The 25,999-nt window shown below is 58.6% G+C and carries 20 protein-coding genes and 3 tRNA genes; 5 read left to right on the top strand and 18 right to left on the bottom strand.

Annotated features, from left to right (window positions below):
* The 3 genes from CLV44_RS03315 to CLV44_RS03325 are packed head-to-tail and all read right to left on the bottom strand — an operon-like array spanning position 1 to position 5,576.
* Positions 1 to 3,426 carry an SbcC/MukB-like Walker B domain-containing protein gene (locus tag CLV44_RS03315; protein ID WP_106590687.1) on the bottom strand — a complete coding sequence of 1,142 codons (3,426 nt, stop codon included), beginning with the start codon at positions 3,424 to 3,426 and terminating at the stop codon, positions 1 to 3.
* A complete protein-coding gene (locus tag CLV44_RS03320) occupies positions 3,423 to 4,175 on the bottom strand; it encodes a DUF4194 domain-containing protein (RefSeq protein WP_106590688.1) in 753 nt (250 codons plus the stop codon). The genes CLV44_RS03315 and CLV44_RS03320 overlap by 4 nt, the downstream gene beginning before the upstream one ends.
* Positions 4,176 to 5,576, bottom strand: coding sequence for a Wadjet anti-phage system protein JetA family protein (locus CLV44_RS03325; protein WP_106590689.1), 1,401 nt, complete (start codon positions 5,574 to 5,576; stop codon positions 4,176 to 4,178).
* A gap of 269 nt (positions 5,577 to 5,845) precedes the next feature.
* Here CLV44_RS03325 and CLV44_RS03330 point away from each other — a divergent pair.
* The 3 genes from CLV44_RS03330 to CLV44_RS03340 all read left to right on the top strand — a co-directional run bounded on the left by CLV44_RS03330 (position 5,846) and on the right by CLV44_RS03340 (position 6,119).
* Positions 5,846 to 5,921, top strand: a tRNA-Asn gene (locus CLV44_RS03330).
* Positions 5,922 to 5,945: 24 nt separating this feature from the next.
* Positions 5,946 to 6,021, top strand: a tRNA-Asn gene (locus CLV44_RS03335).
* 21 nt (positions 6,022 to 6,042) lie between these two features.
* Positions 6,043 to 6,119 (top strand) — tRNA-Pro (locus CLV44_RS03340).
* Positions 6,120 to 6,335: 216 nt separating this feature from the next.
* Here the strand turns inward: CLV44_RS03340 and CLV44_RS03345 are convergent.
* The 9 genes from CLV44_RS03345 to CLV44_RS03385 form a co-directional block, all read right to left on the bottom strand.
* Positions 6,336 to 8,009: a methyl-accepting chemotaxis protein gene (locus CLV44_RS03345; protein ID WP_245912588.1), complete on the bottom strand. Its 1,674-nt coding sequence runs from the start codon at positions 8,007 to 8,009 to the stop codon at positions 6,336 to 6,338.
* Between the two features lie 156 nt (positions 8,010 to 8,165).
* Entirely contained in the window at positions 8,166 to 9,299 is a 1,134-nt protein-coding gene (locus CLV44_RS03350) for an acyl-CoA dehydrogenase family protein (RefSeq protein WP_106590690.1), read from the bottom strand.
* The gene (locus CLV44_RS03355; RefSeq protein ID WP_106590691.1) at positions 9,296 to 10,504 is read right to left on the bottom strand and encodes an acyl-CoA dehydrogenase family protein; all 1,209 of its coding nucleotides are present in this window, start codon (positions 10,502 to 10,504) and stop codon (positions 9,296 to 9,298) included. Before CLV44_RS03355 ends, CLV44_RS03350 begins: the two co-directional genes overlap by 4 nt.
* Before the next feature lie 24 nt (positions 10,505 to 10,528).
* A complete protein-coding gene (locus tag CLV44_RS03360; RefSeq protein ID WP_106590692.1) occupies positions 10,529 to 11,695 on the bottom strand; it encodes an acyl-CoA dehydrogenase family protein in 1,167 nt (388 codons plus the stop codon).
* 10 nt (positions 11,696 to 11,705) lie between these two features.
* A complete protein-coding gene (locus tag CLV44_RS03365) occupies positions 11,706 to 12,884 on the bottom strand; it encodes a lipid-transfer protein (RefSeq protein WP_106590693.1) in 1,179 nt (392 codons plus the stop codon).
* 17 nt (positions 12,885 to 12,901) lie between these two features.
* Positions 12,902 to 13,321, bottom strand: coding sequence for a MaoC family dehydratase (locus CLV44_RS03370; protein ID WP_106590694.1), 420 nt, complete (start codon positions 13,319 to 13,321; stop codon positions 12,902 to 12,904).
* A complete protein-coding gene (locus CLV44_RS03375; protein ID WP_106590695.1) occupies positions 13,293 to 14,426 on the bottom strand; it encodes an acyl-CoA dehydrogenase family protein in 1,134 nt (377 codons plus the stop codon). The genes CLV44_RS03370 and CLV44_RS03375 overlap by 29 nt, the downstream gene beginning before the upstream one ends.
* A 9-nt stretch (positions 14,427 to 14,435) precedes the next feature.
* Positions 14,436 to 15,407, bottom strand: a complete 972-nt coding sequence (locus CLV44_RS03380) for an OB-fold domain-containing protein (RefSeq protein ID WP_106590696.1) — start codon at positions 15,405 to 15,407, stop codon at positions 14,436 to 14,438.
* A 57-nt stretch (positions 15,408 to 15,464) separates the two neighbouring features.
* A complete protein-coding gene (locus tag CLV44_RS03385) occupies positions 15,465 to 16,247 on the bottom strand; it encodes an SDR family oxidoreductase (RefSeq protein ID WP_106590697.1) in 783 nt (260 codons plus the stop codon).
* A gap of 138 nt (positions 16,248 to 16,385) precedes the next feature.
* Here CLV44_RS03385 and CLV44_RS03390 point away from each other — a divergent pair, with 138 nt between their 5' ends.
* A complete protein-coding gene (locus CLV44_RS03390) occupies positions 16,386 to 17,177 on the top strand; it encodes an enoyl-CoA hydratase (protein ID WP_106590698.1) in 792 nt (263 codons plus the stop codon).
* Positions 17,178 to 17,231: 54 nt separating this feature from the next.
* Positions 17,232 to 17,987 carry an SDR family NAD(P)-dependent oxidoreductase gene (locus CLV44_RS03395; protein ID WP_106590699.1) on the top strand — a complete coding sequence of 252 codons (756 nt, stop codon included), beginning with the start codon at positions 17,232 to 17,234 and terminating at the stop codon, positions 17,985 to 17,987.
* Between the two features lie 243 nt (positions 17,988 to 18,230).
* On the opposite strand, the gene CLV44_RS03400 is transcribed toward CLV44_RS03395, so the two are convergent.
* The 6 genes from CLV44_RS03400 to CLV44_RS03425 form a co-directional block, all read right to left on the bottom strand.
* Positions 18,231 to 19,478, bottom strand: a complete 1,248-nt coding sequence (locus CLV44_RS03400) for an NADH:flavin oxidoreductase (protein WP_106590700.1) — start codon at positions 19,476 to 19,478, stop codon at positions 18,231 to 18,233.
* Positions 19,479 to 19,523: 45 nt separating this feature from the next.
* Positions 19,524 to 20,720, bottom strand: a complete 1,197-nt coding sequence (locus CLV44_RS03405; protein ID WP_106590701.1) for an acyl-CoA dehydrogenase family protein — start codon at positions 20,718 to 20,720, stop codon at positions 19,524 to 19,526.
* Entirely contained in the window at positions 20,717 to 21,898 is a 1,182-nt protein-coding gene (locus CLV44_RS03410) for an acyl-CoA dehydrogenase family protein (protein ID WP_106590702.1), read from the bottom strand. Before CLV44_RS03410 ends, CLV44_RS03405 begins: the two co-directional genes overlap by 4 nt.
* A gap of 66 nt (positions 21,899 to 21,964) precedes the next feature.
* Positions 21,965 to 23,344, bottom strand: a complete 1,380-nt coding sequence (locus CLV44_RS03415; protein WP_106590703.1) for a DUF1329 domain-containing protein — start codon at positions 23,342 to 23,344, stop codon at positions 21,965 to 21,967.
* Positions 23,345 to 23,362: 18 nt separating this feature from the next.
* Complete coding sequence (locus CLV44_RS03420) at positions 23,363 to 24,997, bottom strand: DUF1302 domain-containing protein (protein ID WP_106590704.1); 1,635 nt, start codon at positions 24,995 to 24,997, stop codon at positions 23,363 to 23,365.
* Positions 24,998 to 25,140: 143 nt separating this feature from the next.
* Entirely contained in the window at positions 25,141 to 25,971 is an 831-nt protein-coding gene (locus CLV44_RS03425) for an SDR family NAD(P)-dependent oxidoreductase (RefSeq protein ID WP_106590705.1), read from the bottom strand.
* Between the last annotated feature and the right edge of the window lie 28 nt (positions 25,972 to 25,999).

The following is a 25,999-nucleotide window of genomic DNA, read 5'->3' on the forward strand; positions in this document are numbered from 1 at the left end:
TTACACCGGCACCGCGTTTTCGCCTTTTTCGGCAGCGGCCATCAGGGTGTAGGGATGGTCAGAGGCCAGCAGCGCCTTGCCTTTCTCGGTCGGGAACTCCACATCCAGATCCACCACCCGCCCATCGCGGCAGACGTTGATGATGGTGTCCATGCAGGATGAGAGCAGCGAGTATTTCTCGTCCGGGGCGGCGATAATAGTCTGCAAGCCCAGATCCGACATGAAGCCCAGCGAGGTGACGGTGTTTTCCGAGTCGAGCTTGTTGAACGCTTCATCGAACACCGACAGGCTCATGCCACCCACCGGCTGTGCATCGCCGCTTTCCTTGAGGCGATAGGTCGCGCCCAGCGCCGCAGCCATAGCCACGTAGAACGGCACCTGATGCTCACCGCCGGAACCGGTCTTGATACGCTGGGTCAGCGTGGTTTTGCGGTTGCCCTGCAGGTCTTTTACCACCAGTTCAAAATTGTAGAAGTTGCGGTAATCCTGCAGCAGGCTGCTTTCGCCTTCGTCACGCAGCACATCATGGATCTTGTTCAGGGCGTCACGGTGGGTGTTGTCGCCCTCATGCTGAATATCGAACAGGGTGCCGACATTGGCCTGATCCAGACGGGTATAGGCTTCGACCAGCTCCAGAATATCTTTCAATTCCGGGTTGGGCATCATCTCGAAGCTGTACATTTCCTGATGGAACGGACGGTTCTTCAGGTGGCTGTTCAGCTCGCGAATCAAGTCCTTGATCTTGTTGATCTGGTCGTTCAGGTGCGCCACAAAGTCGGACCGGAACGCCGTCTCCGCTTCAAGACGCGCCCGCTCGGCACGGTGCGTGTATTCCGCCAGTTCAGAGTCGCGCAGCGCCTGCACGGTCTTGTTGACGTAAAATTCCAGATCTTCGTGGCTGGACTCGGCACTGATATTGTCGAGTTCCTGATGGCTCATGCCGCCACCGTGGTAGCGAGCCTTGTACTGGGCCACGCCGTCACGCACGGCGTTTTTCTTCTTCTCATGCAGCTGCAGTTCGGACTGCGCCTTTTTCGCCGCTTCGAAGATAATGCGCTCCAGCTCACCGGCACAACTTTCATCCAGATAGTCGCGCTTTTCCTGTGCAGACTGGGCATCAAAGTGCGCCTGCTCGGCACAGCGACTACGGGCCTGGGCGTGCTCGACCAGCTCCTGTTCCAGCACTTCCAGACTGGCATTGTCCTTGATCATGCCGGTGCGCACTTTCTGCAACTTGTCCATCAGCGTGCGCTGGCGGGATTCAACCTGCTTCTGCTGTTCGGCCAACTCGGCAATGCGGATCTGGATGCCGCTGTCATCGTGGTTACGCAGGTCCGTTACCGCCTGCTCGTATCCCTGAATCTCGGCATTCAACTGCTCACGCTGATTGGTCAGGTCGAACACGCTTTCAGTCATCTGCGTCAGCCCGGCAGTCATGCTGATCAGGGTGTCACGCAGTTTTTCCAAGGCTTCATGGCGCTTGCCCAGAGTAGTGAACTCGGCAATCAGTTCATCCACTTCACGGCCCTGCACCACCAGCTGATCCTGACGCCGACGGATACCCATGATCGGGCTCAGTTCATTGATCGAGGTGGTGGAGCCTTCGGTCTGCAGCATGCAGTCGTAGGTCAGTGCCCGCTCCTGCTGCAGTAGTTCATGTTCGGTTTCCACCGCCATCACGCCGCCGAGCGCACGATTCATATAGGCGCGGGCGTGTTCGTTGTCGGTATCAATAAACTCGGCCAGCGAGCCACGCTTGCTGCGGTGCAGCCAGTCACCGGACTTGGTAGTGTTAATGATCCGGCAGCCCTTGAGGTGGCGGCCCTTGCGACGGTAAAGCGTAATCGCTTCCTTGACCCGGTCCGGTGCGACGATCAAGGCTTCACGACGGGCACCGAGGAAGGATTCGATGGCGATACGCCATTTGTCATCATTGATGTCGGCCAGTTCACAGATTGGCGTCGACTCGATGCCGTATTCGCCCAGCAGCTCCATCAGCTCACGAGTGTTATGACGGATCGGCGCGCGGCCCTGCTGCAGCTGCTCGACCGCGCTTCTCTGATTCTGGATCAGGCTGCGCAGATCATTGATGCGAATCACCGATTCTTCGTAACGGCGCGCAATTGCCTTGCGCACACCATCCACCTGACCACGAAGCTGTTCAATCACGGTATCGACGCTGACCGGCTCGGCAGGCCAGGCATCCGCCGCCAAGCCTTCACCGGAACGCCACAGCTCCACCGACCGCTCGACCAGCGGCGCGAAGTCATCCGGCAGCAGGTCGTGATCATTGGCAAACCCGACGGTAGTGCGCAGCAGGTTATACGCCTGCTGGATTTTGCTGCCAACCACGCTCAGCTCATGCTGACGTGCCTTGACCGTGGATTCCAACGCCTGAACCTTATGCGCGGAGTCGCTGGTGTTCAGCTCGGCGCGGGCGTTGGCCAGGTCCTGCATCGCCTGATTCAGGCGCGTGCTGTTTTCTTCCAGCTGCTGCTGCAGCTCGGTTTCTTTCTCGGCGGCACCTTCCAGACGCTCGGCGGTATCTTCCTTACGCAGGTCGGCATTTTCAAAGCGGCTTTCGTGTACCACCCACTCGTATTCCACCGCGTTCCTGACGTTGCGACTGATACCGGTACAGAGTTCCTGCACCTTTTCCAGCTCACCGATGCGGTTGGCCACTTCCAGCGTCTTGTTTTCCATCGCCCGATATTCGTCGAGCGATTTGCGGAATGCGCCAACATGGACGATGTTTTCGTCGAGTACGAATTCGCGAATAAAGCGGGTCGGGCTGTCGATCGGGACGAATTTGAGCGCATTCTTGAAGTTTTTGACGAATTTTTCGTCATCATTCGGCATCTGCGGGTCGTGACTCAAGTGAGTCACCATATCGCGGATGAAACGGTTGGCCCGCTTCTCCAGCACCATATCCGGACACTGCTGCATCAGGCTGTCACGCACTTCGTTCCAGGGACGCGGCATGCGGCCATCCCCTTCTTTGACCGAGAAGTCATCCAGCGAGACCGAAAACTCCGGCAGGATGAAACGGCCGAGCACGTCCTCTTCAGCGGTGGCGGTGGAGGCGCTGATGGCGATACCGATACAGCTTTCCTTGGCGGTTTCGGTGTCAAAGAAGCTCAAGGCCATGTACGTCAGCGAGTCTTCACGGGCCGACGCCATTTTGCCCTGATCATCCATGAAACCGAGACAGTAGGTGCGCAGTGAACGCTCGCTTTTGTCGCCGGCGGAGGCGTTGAAGCTCAGATGGCGCTTGTGCCCGCCCATCAAGACGGTCTGGATGGCATCCAGCAGCGAGGACTTGCCCGAGCCGTTGGGACCGACGATGGCAACGTTACCCTTGATCGGGATCTCGACCGCGCCCAGTACATACCAGTTGACCAGTACAATGCGATTCAGCTGTTTCATGACGGGTCTTCCTCGTTACGCACGGTCGTTTCATCAGCCTGTTCGGTAGACTCACTATCGGATTCGGGTTCAGATTCGGGAGCAGCGGCTTCGACAACGGGTGTCGCGTCCGCCTGTTCTTCGCTGGCATCACTCTCTTCACCGTCGCTGTCACGCGCATCGCTCAGGTCGATATCGCAAAGGGCTTCCAGCTGACCGATATAGTCTTCAACGACGACCTGACGGATGGTCGGGTTGATTTTCAACGGGATATTCTTCGGATCAGTCTCGTCAAGCTTGCCGCGTTCAATCAAACCATGACGGGTGAACAGCGACAGGATCTCCTTGAGCCGGGTCTCGTTGGGAATATCCTTGCCGGTCAGGCTGGCAAACAGGCGCAGCAGCTCATTGGTGCTGGTATAGGCCTTGCCGCTTTCGACTTCGAAGTTTTCCAGTTTCTGCTCATACTGCTGACGCAGACACAGCATCAGCAGGGATTCATCCAGCTTCAACTTGAGCACGCGCTCTTCGCCTTGGGGAATCACCCCCAGAAACGCTTCATCCGGTTGATACACCAGCGTCCAGCCGATGGCGGCAAACAGGTTGCGGAAGTAGTCCAGGTTGCTGGCAATCAGGAAGTAGCCGTCACGGTGTACCGGGCGGTCCGCATAGAGGAACTGGCTGCTCAACAACAGGCCAGCGGCGCGGATGAAGTCATCGGCGTCGTGCTGTTCAGTGCGGGAGACGATTTTCTGCAGATCACCAAGCATTTAGGGTTTCCTGTGGATGATAAAACCACGACAGGTCACCATATCGGCGACATTGACGTAGGTGTCTTCAAATTGAATTCGGTAACGTTTGCGCATCTGCTGTGTCTTTTTACCCAGCGAGTGCAGATGGCGGATGTAACTGAAGCAGATGTAGTCTTCCACTGACGTGATGTTGAAGTCCGTCGCCCGCAGCTGATCCCGCCCGGAAAACTGACTGTCGAGATAGGCTTCAAGACGGTCGATATTGACCTCACGCCGCTCTTTCCACTCCTTGAACAGACGCCGCAACTCCAACACTTTGGGATCGATCACCTGCTGAGTGATCACCCGTGGTGTGGCCTCGACCCGACGCCGTACCGGTGCACGCACACTGGCCGGAGAGATGAAGCCGACTTCATCCAGCGTGGCAATCGGTGTGATCTGCTCATCCGGCAGTTTGGCCGCCGCCGCGATCAGGCGTGACAGACGCGCCGCCATGCCCGGCGTGGTCTTGTCCATGTAACGCACGGTATCCGCGACCCGTTTCTCCAGCTGGTAACGGAAATCATCAATGGCCGCCAGACGCTGATCAACGGATTCAAAAATACGGACAATCCGGTTGATGTGCTGATGCACCTGGGATTCAGCCACATCGTAGGAAATATCCAACTGCAGCTGATAATGCTCGCACAGCTGTTGCAGCCTGAGCGGATCAAACTGCAGATCACGCAGGATAGCCAGTATCTGTCGACGGAAGCGGAACGGGTTGTTACGCGTTTTCAGCGTCTTGTAGTCGGACACCAGCACCTGTTCGACAAAGCGGTCGAAGAAGCTGCGCACGATCTCCTGCGGATTGTTGCTGGCCGTCAGGTTGATCTTGAGTTCACGCAGGGCCAGCATCATGTCGGTCAGGTGGGCACTGAAGTCCGCCGCCGTCTGCGCGGCCTCGGCCAAGGTAATGCCTCGTCCTTCAGGATCATTGACGGCCGACTCCAGCGAACTGAGCACGTTAAGCACGGCACCACCGTAACTGCGTTTCTCAAGCTTGGCGATACTGACCAGCGAGCGCAGCAGGTAGCTGACCGAGGGCGACAACAGGACGTACGTACGGTAAACCTTCTGCTCTTCTTCCAGCCAACCGGTTTGTACCAGGCGACGGTAAATGCGATTGGTGTATTCCGCGGTAGAACGCGGCAACTCGGTCGCCGCCTCCTCATCCGCTTCAACTTCCCAGCGGCGCACGCCCAGGCGCACAACCGCGTTTTCAACCGTGGAGCGCACCAGATCACGGGGAATAAAAGGGTCGATCAGGTCTTCATCAAAGAAGAGATCCGCCAACTCCAGCAATACCGACTGGTACACCTGCCGGTTCTGCCCGGAGAGCGGGAGAAATATGTCATCTGGAAGCTTGTTGAACAGCACGAGATCGTCCGGTTATGGTCGGTTTGCGTAAACGCGCTATATTAGCGAAAAACGCGCATGGAGATAAGGGGAATTGTCACAGACTACGCTCCACGCGCCATATACTTTTTGTCACTTAACTACAGGGCCGAATTGATCATTAAGCAATCAAAACAGCGATACACTTAAGCGGTTACATTATCTCGTTGATCACACAGGAAAAATATTTTGAATTAGTGCTTGACGGAATGCCGTCTCGTCACTAATATACGGCCCCACGGTTGAGGTGTTCCTCGATAGCTCAGTTGGTAGAGCAGTAGACTGTTAATCTATTGGTCGCTGGTTCGAGTCCAGCTCGAGGAGCCAACCTTTAATACCGTGATTGAGTATTCCTCGATAGCTCAGTTGGTAGAGCAGTAGACTGTTAATCTATTGGTCGCTGGTTCGAGTCCAGCTCGAGGAGCCACTCAAAATTGTAAGATAGTGTCGGAGCATAGCGCAGTTTGGTAGCGCATCTGGTTTGGGACCAGAGGGTCGGGGGTTCGAATCCCTCTGCTCCGACCACTTACTTACACCCTTCTGATTTGATCTCATGTATATGTAGAAAATAGCCCTTGAGGCTAATTTTTTGCGTCTGTATTTTGCAAACACCTGCCCACGAACGATTTTACAAACCGTAACAGTCCACCTTGATCTCTCCGCATTTACTGACTGTAACGGATTACCCTGTTTTCCCCTACCCTGTAAAACAGGCCCGCAGACAGACTGCGGACCCTGATTTCACACCCTGAACGTCATCACCAGTTTGCTCAACCGCTGCTCCAGCTCACTCATCCCTGCCGTGGTCTCTGCCAAAATACCGGCATTGTGCTCCGCTTTATCGGCAATAGTAGCGACTTGCTGCACACTGGTTTCAATTTCAGCCGCCACGGCGGTTTGCTGTTCCGCCGCCCCTGCAATCTGCGTATTCATCTCATTGATGGTCGCCACCGAGTGTGTAATCTGCTGTAAAGACCGACTGGCATCTGCCGCCCGCTCTGTCGTTGCGGCACTCTGCTCCCGACTATTGGCCATCACATCAACGGCTTCGCGCGCACCCGTTTGCAACCGTTCGATCATGCGCTGGATCTCGTCAGTGCTTTGCTGGGTACGGCTGGCCAAGGTGCGTACCTCATCAGCCACCACTGAAAAGCCTCGGCCCTGATCACCGGCGCGGGCTGCTTCGATCGCCGCGTTCAGCGCCAACAAGTTGGTTTGTTCAGCAATACTGCTGATCACCGACACCACGCTGCCAATATTGTCGGCATCCTGCCCCAGACGTGCAATCACGTCGGCAGAGCGGTCCACATCTTCGGCCAGCTGATTGATCGACCGAATCGTCTCGGCCACTACTCGATCACCGGTATGCGCATCACTGTCAGCCTGCTGCGCCGCTTGCGCAGCCTGTGCCGCACTGGATGCAACCTCCTGTACCGCCGCTACCATCTCCTGAATCGCCGAGGCGGTACGACCGGTATCTTCACGCTGCTGCCGAGTATCGGCCTGCGCCTGGCTGACCACTCCGGTCATCGACTCGGTCGACTGGCTCAACGAGCCGACGGCGGACTGCACCTCCCGCACCAACTGGTGAATCTTGTCGACAAACCCATTGAAGCCGCGCGCCACGTCTCCCACTTCGTCACGGCTGGTCACATCCAGGCGTCGGGTCAGATCGCCCTCGCCTTCAGCGATATCGAGCAACGCACGGGCCGTGTCCTGCAACGGCCCCAGAATCCGCCGCGACAGCAACAGATTGACGCCACTCACCAGCAGCGCCAGCACCACACCCGAGGCCAATATCCAGATCATGGTCTGGGTCACCGTATGGTCGATACTCTCGCCACGCCGTGCCACCTCCGCATCAATATCGTCGATGTAGAAACCGGTGGCGATCACCCAACCCCATACCTCGATCTCACGGGCATAGGTCAAACGGGGCGATGGTGTGCCACCCTCAACACGCGGCCAGCGGAATTGGACAAAGCCGCCGCCCTCCATTGCCTTGGCGATGACGTCTTTAACGAAAGGTTTACCGTCCGGGTCGGTCAGCTCCAGCACCGATTTGCCGATCATGTCGGCATTGCCGGAATGAAAGACGATATTGCCGTCCAGGTCGTAACCGTAGATAAAGCCGTTGTCACCGAACGTCATGCCATTGAGCACTTCGGTCGCCTGGTCGATCTTCTCCTGGTAACGCATATCAAGACGATGCTGTAGCGGTCGTATGGCGCCCATGGCCATATCGATATAGTTTTGCAGCTCCTGCTGCCGCGCCTCGATCATCTCACTGCGAATGGAGGCAACTTCCTCCTGCTCCAGCATTTCCAACTGCCACTTCACCACCAGCATCACCGACAGCACCACCAGAATCATCGGGATAATAGAGAGCGAGAGGAATTTTGTTTTTATTTTCATTACCGTCCCCTTTAAGCGACACCTACTTAAATCAGGCACAACAGATCTCCATATGTCCGTATATGGCCATGATCATGGTGTCGAAGTAACTACAAGATCGGTGTGCAGACAGGCTGCACGCAAAAGCAGGGGGACGAACGCCCCCTGCCGACAGGATCAGGTCTCCTCGAGTAGAGGAGCCGCCCGGTTCAGGTGATAATCCGCATCACCCAGCAGTGCCTGCAGCACACGAATGCGCTTGAAGTACAGACCTACGTCCAGCTCATCGGTCACCCCGATGCCGCCGTGCATCTGCACTGCTTCATTGCTGACTTTATCGGCCACCTGGCCCACTTTCCATTTGGCCAGACTGACCAACTGAGCAGCTTGCTCATCGCCACGGTCAATCGCATCCAGCGCCGCCATCAGACTGCTGCGCGCCAGCTCCAGATCCACATGGATCCAGGCTGCACGGTGCTGCAGGGCCTGGAAAGAGCCGATCGGCACATCGAACTGTACGCGGGTACGCAAGTAATCCAATGTGGTTTTGAACAGCTCTTCACACGCGCCCTGAAGCTCGGCGGCGATACAGGCACGACCACGGTCCAGTGCGGTCTGCAGCAGGGCATTGCCCTGACCCAGCTCACCGATCAACTGCTCCGGTGCTACCTGAACCTGGTTCAGACGCAGACGAGCAGTGTTGCGGGAGTCGATCAGGTTCTGACGACTGACCGCAACGCCTTCGGCCCCCGCCGGTACGATGAACAGACTGACGCCGTCAGCGGCTGCAGAGGTCCGTGCCGCCACAATCCAGCCATCAGCACCCAGGCCATCCACAACCATCACCTTGTCACCGCTCAGCTCGAAACCCTGCTCGGTGCGCGTCGCAGCCAAAGCGATACGTTCCGGGTTATGGCGCGCACCCTCATCGACCGCCAGGGCCAGACGCTTGCTGCCGGCAATCATTTCAGCCAGCCACTCATTCTGCTGAGCTTCACTGCCGCCCTGCTCCAGCACCGAGCCACAGAGTACGACAGAGGACAACAGCGGCGACGCGCTCAGATAACGACCGGCAGACTCGAACACTGTCCCCATGCCCTTGTAGCCAAACTCAAGGCCACCCAGCGCTTCAGGGAAGGCGATCGCGGTCCAGCCCAGCTCGGTCATCTCTTGCCAGAGCGCCGGTTCGAAGCCCAGCGCGTCATTGCGATCGCGCAAGGCACGCAGCGCCGATACCGGGCTACGCTCGGCAAAGAATTCCTGCGCCGTGTCCAGCAGCATGCGCTGTTCTTCGTTGTAGATCAGGCTCATTTGGCACCTCCTTTGGGAGCATCCGGCAGCTCCAGTACCCGCTTGGCAATCACGTTCAGCTGCACTTCAGAGGAACCGCCCGCAATGGTCTGGGTGTAGCTGAGCAGCCAGGCCTTGCTGATGCCCAGTTCCTGCTCGCTGAACTCGTCACCATCCCAACCCAAGGCACGGTGGCCCATGGCATCGACCAGCAGTTCAAACTTCTGCTTTTCCTGCTCACTGTGAACCAGCTTCATGATGGAAGCGATACCACTGACATCCTGGCCTGCACGCGCCGCTTCGCCCATCCGCTGCACGGTCAGGTTGTAGGCGTGCTCGTCCAGTGCCGCCGCCTGTGCACGGGCACGCAGGGCGATATCGCTCGGCGTTTCCGCATCCGGCAGGTACTTGCCGAGAATGCTCATGAGGTCGAAATGGGTCGGCAGGCTGAACTCGCCGAACTTGGACATGGCGCTGCGCTCATGCTGCAGCAGGCGCTTGGCCAGCGTCCAGCCACCGTTCAACGGCCCGATCAGGTTATCTTTCGATACCTTGACGTTGTCGAAGAACACTTCGCAGAAAGATGACTTGCCGCTGATCAGATCGATCGGACGGGCATCAACGCCTTCGGCGTGCATATCCAGCACCAGCAGACTGATCCCTTCCTGCTTCTTGGGGCTGCTGTTGTCGGTACGCACCAGCGCGTACATCCAGTCGGACTTGTCGCCGTAGGAGGTCCAGATCTTGCTGCCGTTGACGACGAAATGATCGCCCTCATCGACCGCTGTGGTGCGGATATTGGCCAAATCCGAACCGGCATTGGGTTCACTGAAGCCCTGACACCAGCGGACTTCGCCACGGGTCATCGGCGTCAGCAGGCGCTGCTTCTGCTCTTCAGTCCCGAACTCCAGCAGCACCGGACCCAGCATCCAGATGCCCAGGTTGATCTGCGGCGGACGGCAGCGCAGACGTTTCAGTTCCTTCTGCAGTACGGCGTCTTCCTCGGCAGCAAGACCACCGCCGCCGTAGGCTTCCGGCCAGGCCGGACAAAACCAGCCACGGTCGCGCATGCGCTCGAACCAGAGACGCTGATCTTCATTGGCGAACTCAACCTGTGAGCCCCCCCACACCAGCTCACCGGCCGCGGCCGGGCCGCGCAGCGACTCGGGGCAGTTAGCCTCAAGCCAGGCGCGGGTTTCGGCGCGAAACGTTTCAATTGCACTCATTGTTATTTTCTCCTCGTGCCAGACTTAACGCCCGCGCGGCATACCCAGACCAAACTGGGCAATCAACTCACGCTGGATCTCGTTGGTGCCACCACCGAAGGTCAGGGTGACCGAGGCACGGACTTCGTATTCCAGCTCGCCCAACAGGATGGAAGCGGCCGAACCTTCGCGGATCATACCGTTGCTGCCAACGATATCCACCAGACGGCGCAGGATTTCAACCGCAGACTCAGAACCGAACACCTTGGTGATCGACGCCAGCGCGATATCCATCTGCCCCTGTTCCAGATCGGCAGCGATACGGAAGTTGATCAGCCGCATCGCTTCCAGACGCGAGTAGCATTCCGCCAGTGCCGAGCGCACCCATGCCTGGTCCATGGCACTGCGGCCATTTTCATCCTTGGCCTTGGCCCAGAGGTACACGCGCTTGAACAGACCGGCGATCTTGTCAGACCAGGAGCCCAGTCCCAGACGCTCATGGTTGAGCTGCGAGGTGATCAGGTTCCAGCCCTTGTTCAGCTCACCCACCAGCATTTCCTTGGGCACCTTGACGTTATCGTAATAGGTCGCCGCCGTCGGGTTGGAGCAGGTCGGAATCACGGTGTGGGAGAAACCCGGATCCTGGGTGTCGACGATCAGGATCGACACGCCCTTGTGGCGCGGCAGATCGGGATCGGTTCGCGCCGCCAGCCAGACGTAATCGGCCGACTCGGCACCGGAGGTCCACAGCTTGTTGCCGTTAACCACAAAGTGATCGTCTTCAATACGCGCACTGGTCTTCAGTACCGCCAGGTCGGAACCGGCGTCCGGCTCGGAGTAACCGATGGAGAAGTTGATCTCGCCATCCGCGATACCGGGCAGGAATTTCTCTTTCTGCAGTTCGGTACCGAACTCCATCAGCGCAGGGCCAACGGTGCTGATGGTGACGAACGGCAGCGGCGCACCCGCGATGTTGGCTTCTTCGAAGAAGATCAACTGTTCGGTAGGACCATAGCCCTGACCACCATGCTCTTTCGGCCAGCCCACGGCCAACCAGCCGTCCTTGCCCATTTGGCGGATGGTATTGCGGAACTCGTCACCACCCTCTTTGCCACGCAAAGAACTGCGCAGCTCAGGTGTCATAAGCCCTGTAAAGTAGTCACGAACCTTCAATCGCAGCGCATGCTGCTCGGGTGTCAGATCGACAAACATGTTGATCTCCTTAGCTTGCGCTCAAAATCAAACCACTGGTCGGCACACCGGTACCGGCCGTGACCAGAACATTCTCAACATCATCCACCTGGTTCACCGAGCTGCCACGTACCTGACGCACACCTTCGGCAACACCGTTCATACCGTGGATATAGGCTTCACCCAACTGACCACCGTGGGTGTTGATCGGCAGCCTGCCGCCACGGGCGTGCTCACCGGCACGGATAAAGTCCTTGGCCTCGCCACGTTTGGCAAAACCGAACTCTTCCAGCTGCGGCAACACGAACGGAGTGAAATGGTCATAGATCACCGCAGTCTGGATGTCGTCCGGACCCAGGCCCGACTGACGGTACAGTTCACGGGCAACCACACCCATCTCCGGCAGACCGGTGATGTCTTCACGGTAGTAGGAGGTCATGATCTGCTGACCATCGGCGATCCCCTGGGAAGCGGCCTTGATCAGCACCGGCTTCTGCTTCAGGTCTTTCGCGCGCTCGGCACTGGTGATCACCATGGCCACCGCACCGTCAGACTCCTGACAGCAATCGAGCAGGTGCAGCGGTTCACAGATCCAGCGTGAATTCTGGTGATCTTCAAGGGTGATCGGCTTCTCGTAGAAGAAGGCGTTCGGGTTGGTGGCAGCGAAATCACGCACCGCTACCGCTACACGGCCAAAGTCTTCCGAGGTCGCGCCATAGGTGTGCATGTAACGCTGAGCAAACATGCCCACCCAGGCCGCCGGGGTGTGGAAACCGTGCGGCATGTACCAGCCGTAGTTGATATTCTCGAAAATCGGGCTGTCGCCGAAGCCGTAGTTACCGTTGCCGAAGCGATACCAGGAACGCTCGTTCATGGCACGGTAGACCACCACGGTCTTGGCCACGCCCGTCGCCACAGCCATCGCCGCATGCATGATCGGCGCACAGGCAGCACCGCCACCGTGCGGAATCTGGGAGAAGAACTTCACGTCCTTGCAGCCCAGCAAACGGGCGATCTCGTACTCGGGCACCTTGTCGACCGAATAGCTGCTGAAACCGTCCACTTCGGACGGATCAATACCGGCATCTTCCAATGCGGCCAAGGTGGCTTCCATCGCCAGACGCAGTTCGGTACGGCCGGAGTTCTTGGAAAATTCAGTGGCACCAAGGCCCACAATCGCGGCCTTGTTGCTGATCATATCGTCGTTCATTACTGTTCTCCTCCGGCTCAGGGCAGGGTTACCGCCACCGTACCGGTGACGTGGTTGCCCATGGAATTCTTGCCTTTGAGGGTCACTTCGACGCTGCGGCTGGCCGCATCAATCGCCGTGATCTCACCCTGGAATTTCATCGTGTCGCCGGGGTAGTTCGGCGCGCCCAGGCGGATCCGCAGATCCTGAAAGCGACCTTCCGGTCCGCTCCACTGCTCGATGAACCGCTCAACCAGCCCGCTGGTGGTGAGAATGTTCATGAACACATGCGGCGAACCCAGTTCCTGAGCGGCATCCTTGTCATGGTGACCCGGAAAGTAGTCACGGGTCGCGATGGCACCACCGGTGATCAACGCCACGGTAATGGGAATTTCCAGTGCCGGCAGCTGATCACCGAGACTGACATCTTCAAAGCGCATGGTTTTCATCGAGGTCATATTTCCATCCCAAGGTATCGTGAGTTGCCAACCAATCGCCGAGACGCTCAAGCGTCGCACGGCTGCCGCCCAGGCCCAGACTCAGGGCGCGGCTCCAGTAGAGAAAACGGTGGATCGGGTAAGTCAGATCGACACCGATACCGCCATGCACGTGCTGTGCCGTGTGGCCGATCTTGTGACCCGCCTCGGTTGCCAGCCAGGCCGTTGCCAGTGCTTCGGACGGTGCCGGCAGACCGGCGTCGATGCGGTAGCACAGCTGCCACAGCGCCGAGCGTAGGGCTTCCACGGCCACCTGACAGTCGGCCATGCTCATCTGCACCGCCTGGAACTGGCCGATACGACGCTCGAACTGGGTGCGTTCGTTGACATATTCGACGGTGCGACGGATCTGCTCCGCACTCACACCCAGCTGCAGCGAAGCCTGAGCGGCAATGGCTCGCACTTCCAGCCAATCGGTCGCTGCAACCGGCAATACCGCTTCAGCACCGACCTGCACCTGGTCAAACACCAGATCGGCCACGCTCTCACCGTGGGTCAGTACACCTTCAACCCGGCTCAAACCTTCACTGTCGAAACGCACACACAGCGGACGTACACCGCCGTCGGTTTCAGCCAGCACCAGTGCTGCAGAGGCTTCGGTTGCGCCAGATACGGCATGCGCCGTGCCCTGCAGCAGCCAGCCATCGGCATTCTGGGTCGCGGTCAACGCCAGGCCGGTCGAACGGCTGCGGTCACCCGCGCTCAGCGTCAGCACTTCATCAGCAGACGCCGCCGTTTCCAGCTGCGCGGCAAAGTATTCCGGTGCAAACGTCGCCAACGCCGTCGCGGCCAACTGGTGACGCCACAGCGGTACCTGCCCAAGGCCACGCCCCTGCGCTTCAAGCACCAGCATCAACTCCGTCATACCCAAGCCACTGCCACCGGCAGACTCGGGGATGTACAGTGAGTGCAGGCCGGTCTCGACACAGGTCTGCCACAGGTCCTGCATCAACAGGGCACCGGAAACATCAAATTCACGCAGACGCTCGTCGGTACAGAAGTCGGTAAACAGCCCACCCGCCATATCGGCAATCGCGCGCTGATCTTCGGTCAATGTAAAGTCCATATCGCCTCCTCAGGCTGACAGCGGTCGGAACAACGGCAGAGTCAGTTCGTCGTCAAACGTCTGGAACTCGACCTGCAGTCGCTGGCCGATTTTCAACTCGGACGGATCGATACCCACAATACCGGCGGGCAGACGGACGCCTTCATCCAGCTGAATCAAACCTATGGGGTTGGGGTAATCGAACGGCGGTACTTCCGGGTAATGCATCACCACGAAGGAGTACAGCTCGCCGTTGCCCTTGCTGACGTGATAGTCGAGCTCAAAGCTCTGGCAATGACTGCAGACCGGTGCCGGCGGGTGCTGCAACTTGTCGCAGCTCTTGCAATGCTGAATACGCAATTCACCGGCGTTGCAGCCATCCCAGAAGAAACGGGTGTCATCGCTGATGCCCGGCTTCGGTCGCTTGATCACGGGTACGGCCGAATCACTCTTCTCGACAGGCTTGGCCGCCTGTGCCGGTTTGAACTTGAACACACGGAACAGCAGCTCACCGACCTTCTCGTCTTCGCCTTCCTGCTCGGAGAAGAACGACATCACCTGAGTCACAAAGAAACCGGTGCCCAGGCCCGTGGTTTTCTCTTCGCTCATCTCTTTGATCAGGGTGGTGTAGTACAGCTTTTCACCCATGCGTACATAGCGGTCAAAGCTCAGCTCGGAGTTCACCGCCACCACAGCCGGATAACCCTGCTGTTCGATTTGGGTGAGAATTTCGTACGGATTTTCGTCCGTGGAACCCGGCGGGTAGTTGTTCATGTGCAAGCCTTCCAGACACCAGGCCTGGAGCATGGCCGGCGGGGCCACAATCTCGCCGAACTCGGTGGTGGCGGCATAGTCCGAATCGGTGTAGAGCGGATTATCCACCCCCATCACTTCGCACCACTGCCGTACCATCGCCGGATTCACTTCATCCCATGCGTAGATGCGGCCATATTCCCGCCCCACAATAGAACGTACTTCCGATAACCATGCGTAATCAGCCAAGATACGTCTCCTTTCTGATAATGGGGCCACCCGGTCAGAGGTGGCACCGGGTTTGATTCAGTTGTCAGCCGTGCCCGCCTGCAGGAATGCAGGCTTTTCGCCACCGCCATTAAGCAGCAGGTTACTGCCGCTGGTGTAGGACGCGATCGGAGAAGCCATGTACAGACAGGCGTTGCCGATATCGTCAGGCTTGCCCATGCGGCCCGCCGGAATGGTGTCCGCAACCGCCTGGATGCCTGCGTCGTCGCCATAATGCAGATGCGACTGTTCGGTTTCGATCAGTCCGGGACTGACCGCAGCCACACGCACCTTGGGCGCCCACTCCACTGCCAGCGACTGCGTCAGCGACAGGATCGCAGCCTTGGCTGCGCCGTAGGCGGCGGTACCCGGTGAAGCACGCAGTGCGCTGATACTGCCGATAAACAGGATGTTGCCGCCCTGCTCCTGCTGCTGCATGTGGCGGTTGGCCAGCTGCGCCATGTTCAGCGGCGCAATCAGGTTCAGACGCAGAATGCCTTCATGGAAACGCGGTGATACGTCGGCCGCCATCGCATGGGGCGAACCACCGGCGTTATTGATCAGCACATCGAGATGGCCGTATTCACGTACGATGGTCGCCAGCATCGCTTCAGCCGCGTCGTAGTCGCGCACATCCACGGGCATGAACACCGCTTCGCGTCCGTTGCCAACCGGCAGTTGTTCGGGCGCATTGCGTCCGCATACAATGACGGTCGCGCCAGCCTGTAAAAAAGACCGGGCAATACCGGCACCGATTCCCTTGGTACCGCCGGTGATCAGGACGACCTGGCCGGTATAATCGAAGTGTGCTGCCTGCGTCATATAACGCCTCCTGTTTTAACCAATGCCCCCAGTCTAATCAGCGCCACAAGTCTCACTCTTCGTCTGAACGGACGATGTTTTTATATGGCGTCACGTCAACAATCGCCATCAAATCAACAAGTCAGTGAGGCGAGTCCGGTGTCCGAAAGCCAACGTCCTGAAGAAACCTTGCTCCTGGAGCGCCCAGAGCCCGGTATTGCTGTGCTGCGACTGAACCGGCCGCACGCCACCAACGCACTGAGCCTGGACCTGCAGCAGCAGCTCAACCGTCGCTTTACTGAATTGTCGACGGATGACAGCGTGCGCTGCATCGTGCTGACCGGTGGTGACAAGGTGTTTGCAGCCGGCGGTGATATCACCAGCCTGATCGACGCCGATCCGATCGAGATCTACAAGCGCCATACCGAGCGCGTGTGGGCTCCGATCCAGCACTGCCCCAAACCGGTCGTCGCCGCCATCTGCGGCTATGCCTTCGGTGGCGGTTGCGAACTGGCGATGCACGCCGACATCCTGATTGCCGGTGAAAGCGCCAGCTTCTGCCAGCCGGAGATCCGCATCGGTATCATGCCCGGCATCGGCGGCACTCAGCGTCTGGTACGCGCCGTTGGCAAGACCAAGGCGATGAGCATGGCGCTCACCGGCCGTCCGATCACCGCGCAGGAAGCCTGGGTTGCCGGTCTGGTCAGCGAAGTCTGCGCCGACGCGGATGTGCTGGAAACGGCATTGAAAACCGCCCGCACCATCGCGCGCATGCCGCCGCTGGCTGCCGAGCAAGTCAAGGAGTGCATCCTGCATGGCATGGATGCATCACTGGAAAGCGCGCTGTCACTGGAGCGCAAGGCCAATGCCATGCTGTTCGCGTCACGCGATCAGAAAGAAGGCATGCAGGCGTTTCTGGAGAAACGTCATCCCACGTTCACCGGTGAATAAACACTGACACAGCAATACACACAGGCGAACAACGCCAATCATGGAGGAAGCAAGATGAGCGAGCCGATGTTTTCCCTCAAGGGCAAGAATGCACTGGTGACCGGTGCCGGTCGTGGCATGGGACTGGGTGTTGCCCGCGCCCTGGCCCGCCAGGGTGCCCGCGTAGCCGTCAACGACTTCTACCCGGACCGCGCCGAGGCCGCTGCCGAACAACTGCGCAGTGAAGGCTTTGACGCCATTGGCGTTGCTGCCGACATCACTGATCCGGCGCAGCTGAAGCAGATGGTCGCACGCGTCGACGAAGCCTTTGGCAGCCTGGATATTTTTGTCGCCAATGCAGGCGTTCCGGTCGACGGCATGGGTTACGGCAAGTTCATCGACTCCGACCCTGCCCAGTGGCAGCAGTTTCTCGATCTCAACCTGACGGCGCTGATGCACGGCGCGCAGGCAGTGTTGCCGGGCATGCTGGACCGTGGCTGGGGCCGCATCATCTGCATTACCTCTGAATCCTGGCGTGCCGGTGTGCCCATGGGCATTGCTGCCTATGCCGCTTCCAAAGCCGGAGCCGTCGGCTTCATCCGCCAGCTGGCTTCCGAGACCGGCCGTCAGGGCATCACCGTCAACGGCCTGTCACTGGGCACCATGAATAACTGGGACGGATCGGAAAGAATCGCAGCCAAAAGCTGCATGGTTCCCCGCGCCGGTTCACCGGAGGATGTGGGCGCAGGCGTCGCCTACCTGGCCTCCACCGAAGCCAGCTGGGTCACCGGCCAGATCCACCCGCTTAACGGTGGCAGCCTGACCGCCTGAGGCACGACCGGGACAAGACCCGAACATTACCGAGCACTACCCTTGTAAGTCCAACCATCTCACATGGTTTTTTGCCCCCGGTGGCCGCACACCCCGGGGGTCTTTTTATGCCTGCACCGCAGCCTTCGCTCGCAAGCGAGCTCCCACAAGTACCGAGCACGCATTATAAGTACGCGCCACATTCATCGAACATCGCTGAACACGCAGTGTAGGAGCGCGCCACGCGCGCGATAAGCTAACGGCTCAGCTCGTGGCTGATACGTCCAGACGTGCCCGTTGTTGATTCAGCGCCAGGTCATTAGGTGGGTTTTCGATACAGCGCGTCCCGGCCGGGTCATAGATATAAGGCACGCAGCCGTTGCAGTAGGTGCAGCCGCTTTTGCTGATCAGCCCCTGCTGGAATTTGCGCACCAGCTCCGGGTCATGCAGCAGCGGACGCGCCATGACTACCGCCTCAAAGCCTTCAGCCATCGCCTGCCCTACATCGGCCATCGAGCTGGCACCGCCCAGATAGCCCAGCGGGATATCCAGTTCGGCACGAATACGGCGAGAGTAATCGAGGAAATACATTGGCCGGAATTTGACCTTGGGCACGCCCTTTTGCGACAGCTTGATCATCGCCAAGGTCAGCTTTTGGCCAGCCAGCACCTTGCTCATCTCCTCCATATTCATGTTGCTGCCGAACATGAACCAGCCGGATTCAATGTTGCGCCCGCCCGATAGGATCAACATATCGGCACCCGCCTCCTGCAGCGCACGACCGGTAACGATGCCATCCTCTACCGTAGAACCCTTGCGCACGCCATCGGCCACATTGATCTTGGCCAGTACGGCGATATCGGTACCGACCGCCCGCTTCACCGCTTTGAGCACCTGCGCCGGAAAACGCACCCGGTTTTCGGCACTGCCGCCGTATTCATCCTTGCGCTTGTTGGACAGCGGCGAGATGAACTGGTTAAGCAGATAACCGTGGCCCATGTGCAACTCCACCGCATCAAAACCAGCCTCGCGGCACAGCTCGGCGGCGCGGACAAAATCACAGACGACTTCGGCCATATCGCTCTCGTTCATCGCCCGTTGCAGGAAGTTGCCGCACAATAGTCCTGCTTTATTGATGCCGCCGGAGGCGCTGATGGTACGGCCCTTGACCTTGATTGAGGTGATAAACGAGCCACCATGAGTCAACTGCATGGAGATCTTGCCACCTTCGGCATGGACGGCATCGGTCAACACTTTCAGATCAGGCACGATCTCGGGGCGCAGCCAGATCTGGTTGGGCAGAGTACGCCCACGCTCGGACACGGCACCATAGGCCACCGTGGTCAGCGCCACACCACCCCGCGCCATGTCGCGGTGGTGTTTGACCAGCGCCCGTGTCGGCACACCGTCGAGGCTCATCGCCTCGTTGGCACCTGCCCGGATAAACCGGTTACGCAGCGTGATCGGGCCCAGCTTCAGTGTACTGAAAGGGTTAGCGGTATAAGTAGGCATCTGTATTCCTCTCGGGATAGTCGGCCGCCAGCGCGGCCGCATCAGTCAGCTCGGCCGGGGCTCACGCGGCATTTCCAGCCCGCGCTCGGCAATGATATTACGCTGGATCTGGTTACTGCCGCCGTAGATCGTATCGGAACGCACGTACAGAAACAGCGCCTGCAACCGCGTCAACTCGTAAGGAGCTGCAGCCAGTAACTGGCCCTGCTGGCCGCAAACATCGATGGCCAACTCACCCAGACTGCGGTGCCAGGTTGCCCAGAACAGTTTGTAGATCAGCCCCTCTCGTTGCAGGCTGCCGTCGCTGCCGCTCTGGCCGGACAGCACGCGCAGGCTGTTGTAGCGCATGATTTTCAGCTCGGCATGGGCCTGAGCGATGCGCTGACGAATCATCGGCTCGCGGTCTTTGCCATTTGCCTTGGCAGTACGAATCACTTCATCCAGCTCGTTCTGGAACTGCATCTGCTGGCCCAACGTGGATACGCCGCGCTCAAAACCGAGCAACCCCATGGCTACCTTCCAACCGTCGCCCGGCGCGCCAACGATATCACCGGCATCACACACGGCATCATCGAAAAACACTTCATTGAACTCGGACGTACCGGTGATCTGCTGAATCGGCCGCACCTCTATGCCCGGCTGCTCCATTTTCATCAGAAAGAACCCCAACCCCTTGTGACCAACGGATTCAGGATCGGTACGGGCGATGACAAAGCAGTAGTCGGACTCGTGCGCCAGCGAGGTCCACACTTTCTGGCCGTTGATGACCCACTGGTTGCGTTCGGAATCAAAGCGGGCCTTGGTCTTCACATTGGCCAAGTCGGAACCGGCACCCGGTTCAGAATAACCCTGACACCAGAGCTCTGTGCCCGCCAGGATACCCGGCAGGTACCTGGCCTGCTGTTCCGGCGTGCCAAAGGCGATGATGGTCGGCCCGGCAAGCCCTTCACCAATATGGCCCACACGTCCCGGTGCCCCGGCACGGGCGTACTCTTCAAAAAAGATCACCTGCTGTTCGATGGAACAGCCTCGGCCACCGTGCGCGGCAGGCCAACCCACACAGGTCCAGCCGCCTTCAGCCAGCCGCTGCTCCCAGCGCAAACGCTCTGCCGGAAAGCTGTGTTCGTCACCAGGACCACCGCGGAATTTGAGCTGGGCGAATTCGCCGCTCAGGTTGGTGTCCAGCCAGTCGGCCACTTCGCGGCGAAAGCGTTCATCTTCGACACTGAAGCTCAGTTTCATGCGACATCTCCTGCAGTAGGCTTTTCCTGGTCCAGCAAGAGCGCGGCAAGGGCTTCACGATGCTCACTGGCGCTGCCCAGCATCAACTCACTGGATTTGGCACGTTTGAAATAAAGATGGACGTCGTATTCCCACGTAAACCCGACACCGCCATGCATCTGCAACGCCTCACCGGCATTGCGGAGACAGGCATCCGAACAGTAGGATTTGGCAATCGCCACCGCTTCAGGCAGCTCAGCCGCCAGCGTACCACCGCGCCAGGCTTCATCGGCAATACAGGCGGCGTAGTAACAGGCCGAACGCGACACTTCGGTGCGCAGCATCATATCCGCGGCCTTGTGCTTGATCGCCTGAAAACCTGCCACTGGACGGCCAAACTGCTCGCGCTCTTTGGTGTAGGCCACCGCAAGATCCTGTACCTGCTGCGCCGCCCCCATCTGTTCAGCCGCCAGCGCGACGGTTGCCAGCTGCAACACCTGCTCCAGCACGGCACCGCTGTGCCCGGCTTCACCCAGACAAGCATTGGCGGGCAGCTGCAGCGTATCAACACGAACGGTACCCAAGTGGCGGGTCTGGTCCAGCGTTGGCGTCCAGTGCCGTTCGATTCCGGCCGTCGCGGCATCAACCACAAACAGGCTGATGCCGTCACGACCGGACGAACCCTCTCGACGCGCCGCCAGCACCAGCATATCGGCACTGTGACCATCAACCACCAGCTGATAATCACCGGTGAGGCAATAGCCGTCATCGGTCTCGATAAAACGGGCCGTCACCGCATCACAGCCTGGCTGTTCATGGCCGATCCAGGCCAGTGCCGCTGTTTCACCTGCCAGAACACGCTCAAGCCAAGGCGTCACCTGTGCTTCGGACCCAGCCAGTTGTAGCGCCGGTAACGCCTGACACACCGTCGAAAAATAGGGTGCGCAGACCAGATAACGCCCCATCTGCTCCATTACCGACACCAGTTCGACATAGCCCAGCCCCATGCCACCCAAGGCCTCGGGCAGCGTTATCGCATGCAGGTAAAGGTCATTGCAGATCTGTTGCCAGAGTTGAGGGCTATAGCCGGTTTCAGTGACCATCGCTTCGCGCACGGCGGCAGAAGTGGAACAGTCGGCAAAGAAGCTCTCCGCGGTATCGCGGATCATCTGTTGTTCTTCAGTAAAGCGGAACTCCATAGTGTGTCGCTCCGAAATTCGGTGAGTAGGAACGGGTGCCCGTTCAGGCACCCGTCGGGGGAGGTATTACAAACCTGCGCGGCGTGCTGCCTGCGGGCCAAAGTCACGGTCGTTCAGCTCACCCGTGTTCAGGGTGTAACCCTTGGGCTGCTCGTTGACCAGGTTGAAGGCCAGATAGCTGGAGGCCTGAAGGTCGTGGTAGAAACCCACGCCCGCCTGCCAGGTCTGGGCTTCATAGGCGTAGAAGTAGTTCACCATCGAGGTGCGCCACAGACCGCCACGGGCATCGTAGTTGTCCGCCATCACCATGAACCAGGTATCGGCGTCGATATACATGTGACGCTTGCCGTAGATATGGCGGTAGTCATCCTTGAGGTTGGCTTCCAAGACCCATACCCGCTGCAGCTCGTAACGCATGTGCTCCGGGTTGGCGTGTCCCGGGATCAACAGATCGTCGTAGCTGATGTCCTTGGAATGCAGACGGTAGGCGTTGTACGGAATGTACATCTCCTGCTGGCCGACAATCTTCCAGTCATAACGCTTGGGTGAACCGTTGAAGATACGTACCTCGTCCACGGTGATGGAACCACCGGTGCCCGGGAACGACATGTCGAAACCGTATTCCGGTGACTGACGCACACGGCGGGTGCCCGGGTCATAGCGCCAGCTCTGACGCGGTTCGGTCGTGTGATTCCAGAACTCCATGCCGGTGTTGATCTCGCCACGGTCACGCTCCGGCAGCAGGGTTTCGTTCAGATAGAACGAAGACCGGCCTTCAGTCGGACCACTGGTGCCGGTTTTCAGGTGCTGTGCCAGGTTGCGGGATTTAACCCGTCCCCAGTTGATGTTGCCGTTATCCAGCACGTAGGCGTTATCGGAGATCAGCTCCTCGGTCCACGGGCGGTAAGTGAAGATGGACGAAGTCCACAGCAGCTCCAGGCCGGTTTTCGGGAACGGGAACAGAATACCGCCAGTAGTGGCTTCAACGCCTTCACCGTTATCAACCAGCTGGGCCGTCTCCGCATTTTTGCGGGTCACGTCACAGACACTGTCCGGGAAACGGAAGTCGCGGTGTGATTCATAGATCGGCATCTGGAAGGTGTCCGGGTATTTCTCGAACAGTGCCTTCTGACCCGCCGACAGTTTGTCGGCATGCTGATCCATGTTCTGTGCCGTGATCACGAACTTCGGCGTTTCTGCCGGGTACGGATCAACCGGATGGTTACCCGTGCCTTCGAAGTTGATGTGATCAGGTACACCCTGCCACTTGCCGCTCCACTCGGGAATGGTGCCCTCTGCGTTACCGGCCTTGAGTGCGCCGACACAGGTGCGGCTGTTGCCCAGCTCAGCCAGTTCTTCGGCGGTGGCTGCCGCATATGCGGTACCGCTCAGCAGCGCTGTCTGCAACGCAATGCTGGCGGCCAACATTGAATACTTCATTTTCATTTCAACATCCCTGCAAAATTAGAAAGTGTATTTGGCGCTAAGCGAGACATAATCGCGGTCGGCCATCATCCGGCCCTTGTCCAGATTGGCTGAACTGAGGAAGTTCACATAGGTCAGACCGACCTGCATGTTGCCCAGATACTTGAAGTCAGCGCCAAGGGTCAGGCGCTTTTCGTCACGCCCCAGGCCAGCGCCGGAATAACCGCTGCCATCGATGTTCTGGGTCCAGATCGCTTTGGTGGTCAGATCCCAGCCACTGAACAGGTTCGGGTAATCCATGAACACGGCTGCCGCCAACACGGCGTTGTCGCGAGTCTGGCCGTCGTATATGTAGGTATCAGAGCTGGAGCTGCTACCGCCTGAGGTGACCGTCAACGTATCCACGTCATGAATACGCTGATGAACCACTTCCGCCATCACTGTGGTCTGATGCGCCAGCGCGCTCGGGCCAATGATGTAGACGCCGTTCAAGTTGGTCTGCAAATAGCTGCCACGGGTGGGAGAGCCGTTTTCCAGATAGACCGGCGCACCATCGCGGTAACTGATATCACCACCGACTTGGACATCACCGACCTTGGAGCTGATGCTCATACCGGTCAGCTTGATATCGTCAAAGTACGCCAACTGGTAACAGCCGTTGCCGCCGACACTCGCCGAACAACCATTGAACCCGCTGAACGAGGAGTAACGGGTATCACCGGTGAAATCGGTCAGCAAGGCACCAACGCGATCATGATAGCGGTAATGGAACAGACCAATCTCGGTGCTGTCACCCATCAGATAACGCGCACCCACACCCCACTGGCCGCTATCTTCCGGCTCGATCTCACCGGCATAGTTGATGACGTTAGCCGCCGGAAGGCTGCCAATCGGCCCGGCCCCAAAACGGATAAACTGAGCACCCGGCCCAAAGGTATCACTGCCGAAGAAGTCACCCACCGGATTCAGACGGGTCTTTTCCCAGTCATACTGGTAGAAGCCGGTCAGCGTCAGGTTATCGGTCAGGGTCAGGCTGGCGGAGAGCTGTCCGACCGGCAGATAGCCTTCTTTCGCTTCTGTACCCGGCACGTTGAACACGGCGGCATCCACCGGCAACTGACCCTGGCTGATATTGGGGAAGAACAGACTCTCGCCCCAGGCAACGATATGACGACCGGCTTTCACTGACAGGTAGTTGTCATCACCAATCACGAAGTTGCCGTAGACGAACGCATCCAGCAGACGCGGGTCATAGCCGCTCATCTCGCGGGTCTTGTCGGTAAACTGGTTGACGGCACCGACCTTGTTGATCGTGCCCACCGAATCGTTGTCATTGCTGCTGCGGTAGACGTCATCGTAAAACACGCTGCCGCGCAGCAACGCGCCGACGTTGTCGTGGCGGATACGAATCTCGCCCAGTGCGTTAACGCGGTTATTGATCAGGCTGCCCTGATCAAAGTTGCGCGTTGCATCATCATTGTTGACGTCATTCAGGTAAACATTCGACGGCGATGCGGTCCGTGCCGAGGCCGTATACGACAATGTCAGTGAGGTATCGACTGTGGTCTCATCACCGATACGGATGGTTTCAAACGCGTTTGCCTGGCTAACCGCCAATGCCAGGGTAAGCGGCAGAAACCCCTTTCTTCCTATAGGAGTAAGTGAGGATGTCATTCGTGCCCTCCAATGAGCATGATTATTATTTTTTCCTGTGGCCGCAGCTGCGACCACCTGACATGCTCGTTTAGCCGTCCCCTATGCCTCATCGTTCATCCAGACTAGAACCTCGACGGGGAACGACACCGAACTGCGACAGATCAATCAACCGGCTGAATGCCCTGCTCACGTGCAAACGGCTGAGCATGGACGGTACGGTACTGGAAGCCATTCGCTTCGGGCGAGGTCGCCAGCCACAACAGCACCGCAGCGGGCAGCTCCGGCTCGGCAATGCCCTTGCCCAGCGCAGTCACGCCACGATCACCAATGGTGGCACGCAGGGTTTCGGTATTGACCACCCCCGGATTGACGGTAAAGGCGCGAATGCCCTGGTGGCCGTGTTCGCGGGCGATGATGCCACTGAGCCGCGACACTGCCGCTTTGCCAGCGCCATAGGCATAACCCCAGCCGCCTGCATTGGCAGGGACCGGCGGATCAGATTCGCCCGCACCCGAGGTAATATTGATGATGCAGCCCTGCTCTCGCGCCAGCATGCCGGGCAGGATACCTTGCGTAATCTGCACCGGTGCCAGGATATAGCCACGGGTCATACGTTCGAGTGTCGCGGGCTGTAGCTCAAGGAAAGAGGTGTTCAGGTCGGCACCCTGATAGATCGCGTTGTTGATCAACACATCAACATGACCGAAATGGCCGAGCACAACGTCGACCGCTTGCTGCACGGACGCTGCATCCAGCAAGTCCATGGGAACAACCTTGACCTCAACGCCATACTGCCGAGCCAATTCGGCGGTGGCATTGAGACTGCCGGCCAACGGGGTACCGGTAGCGGTTGTTATGCTGTGTGCGTGGGTGTCACCCTCATCAAGGGTGCGGGCACTGAGTGCCAGATCGAAACCGGCACGGGCAAAAGCGATGGCGGTGGCGCGGCCGATGCCACGACTGGCACCGGTAATGAATGCAACCTGTCCCATGATAACTGCTCCTCTGTTTTCATCCAGA

Origin of the sequence: Marinobacterium halophilum, assembly GCF_003014615.1 — a bacterium.
Classification (GTDB): domain Bacteria; phylum Pseudomonadota; class Gammaproteobacteria; order Pseudomonadales; family Balneatricaceae; genus Marinobacterium; species Marinobacterium halophilum.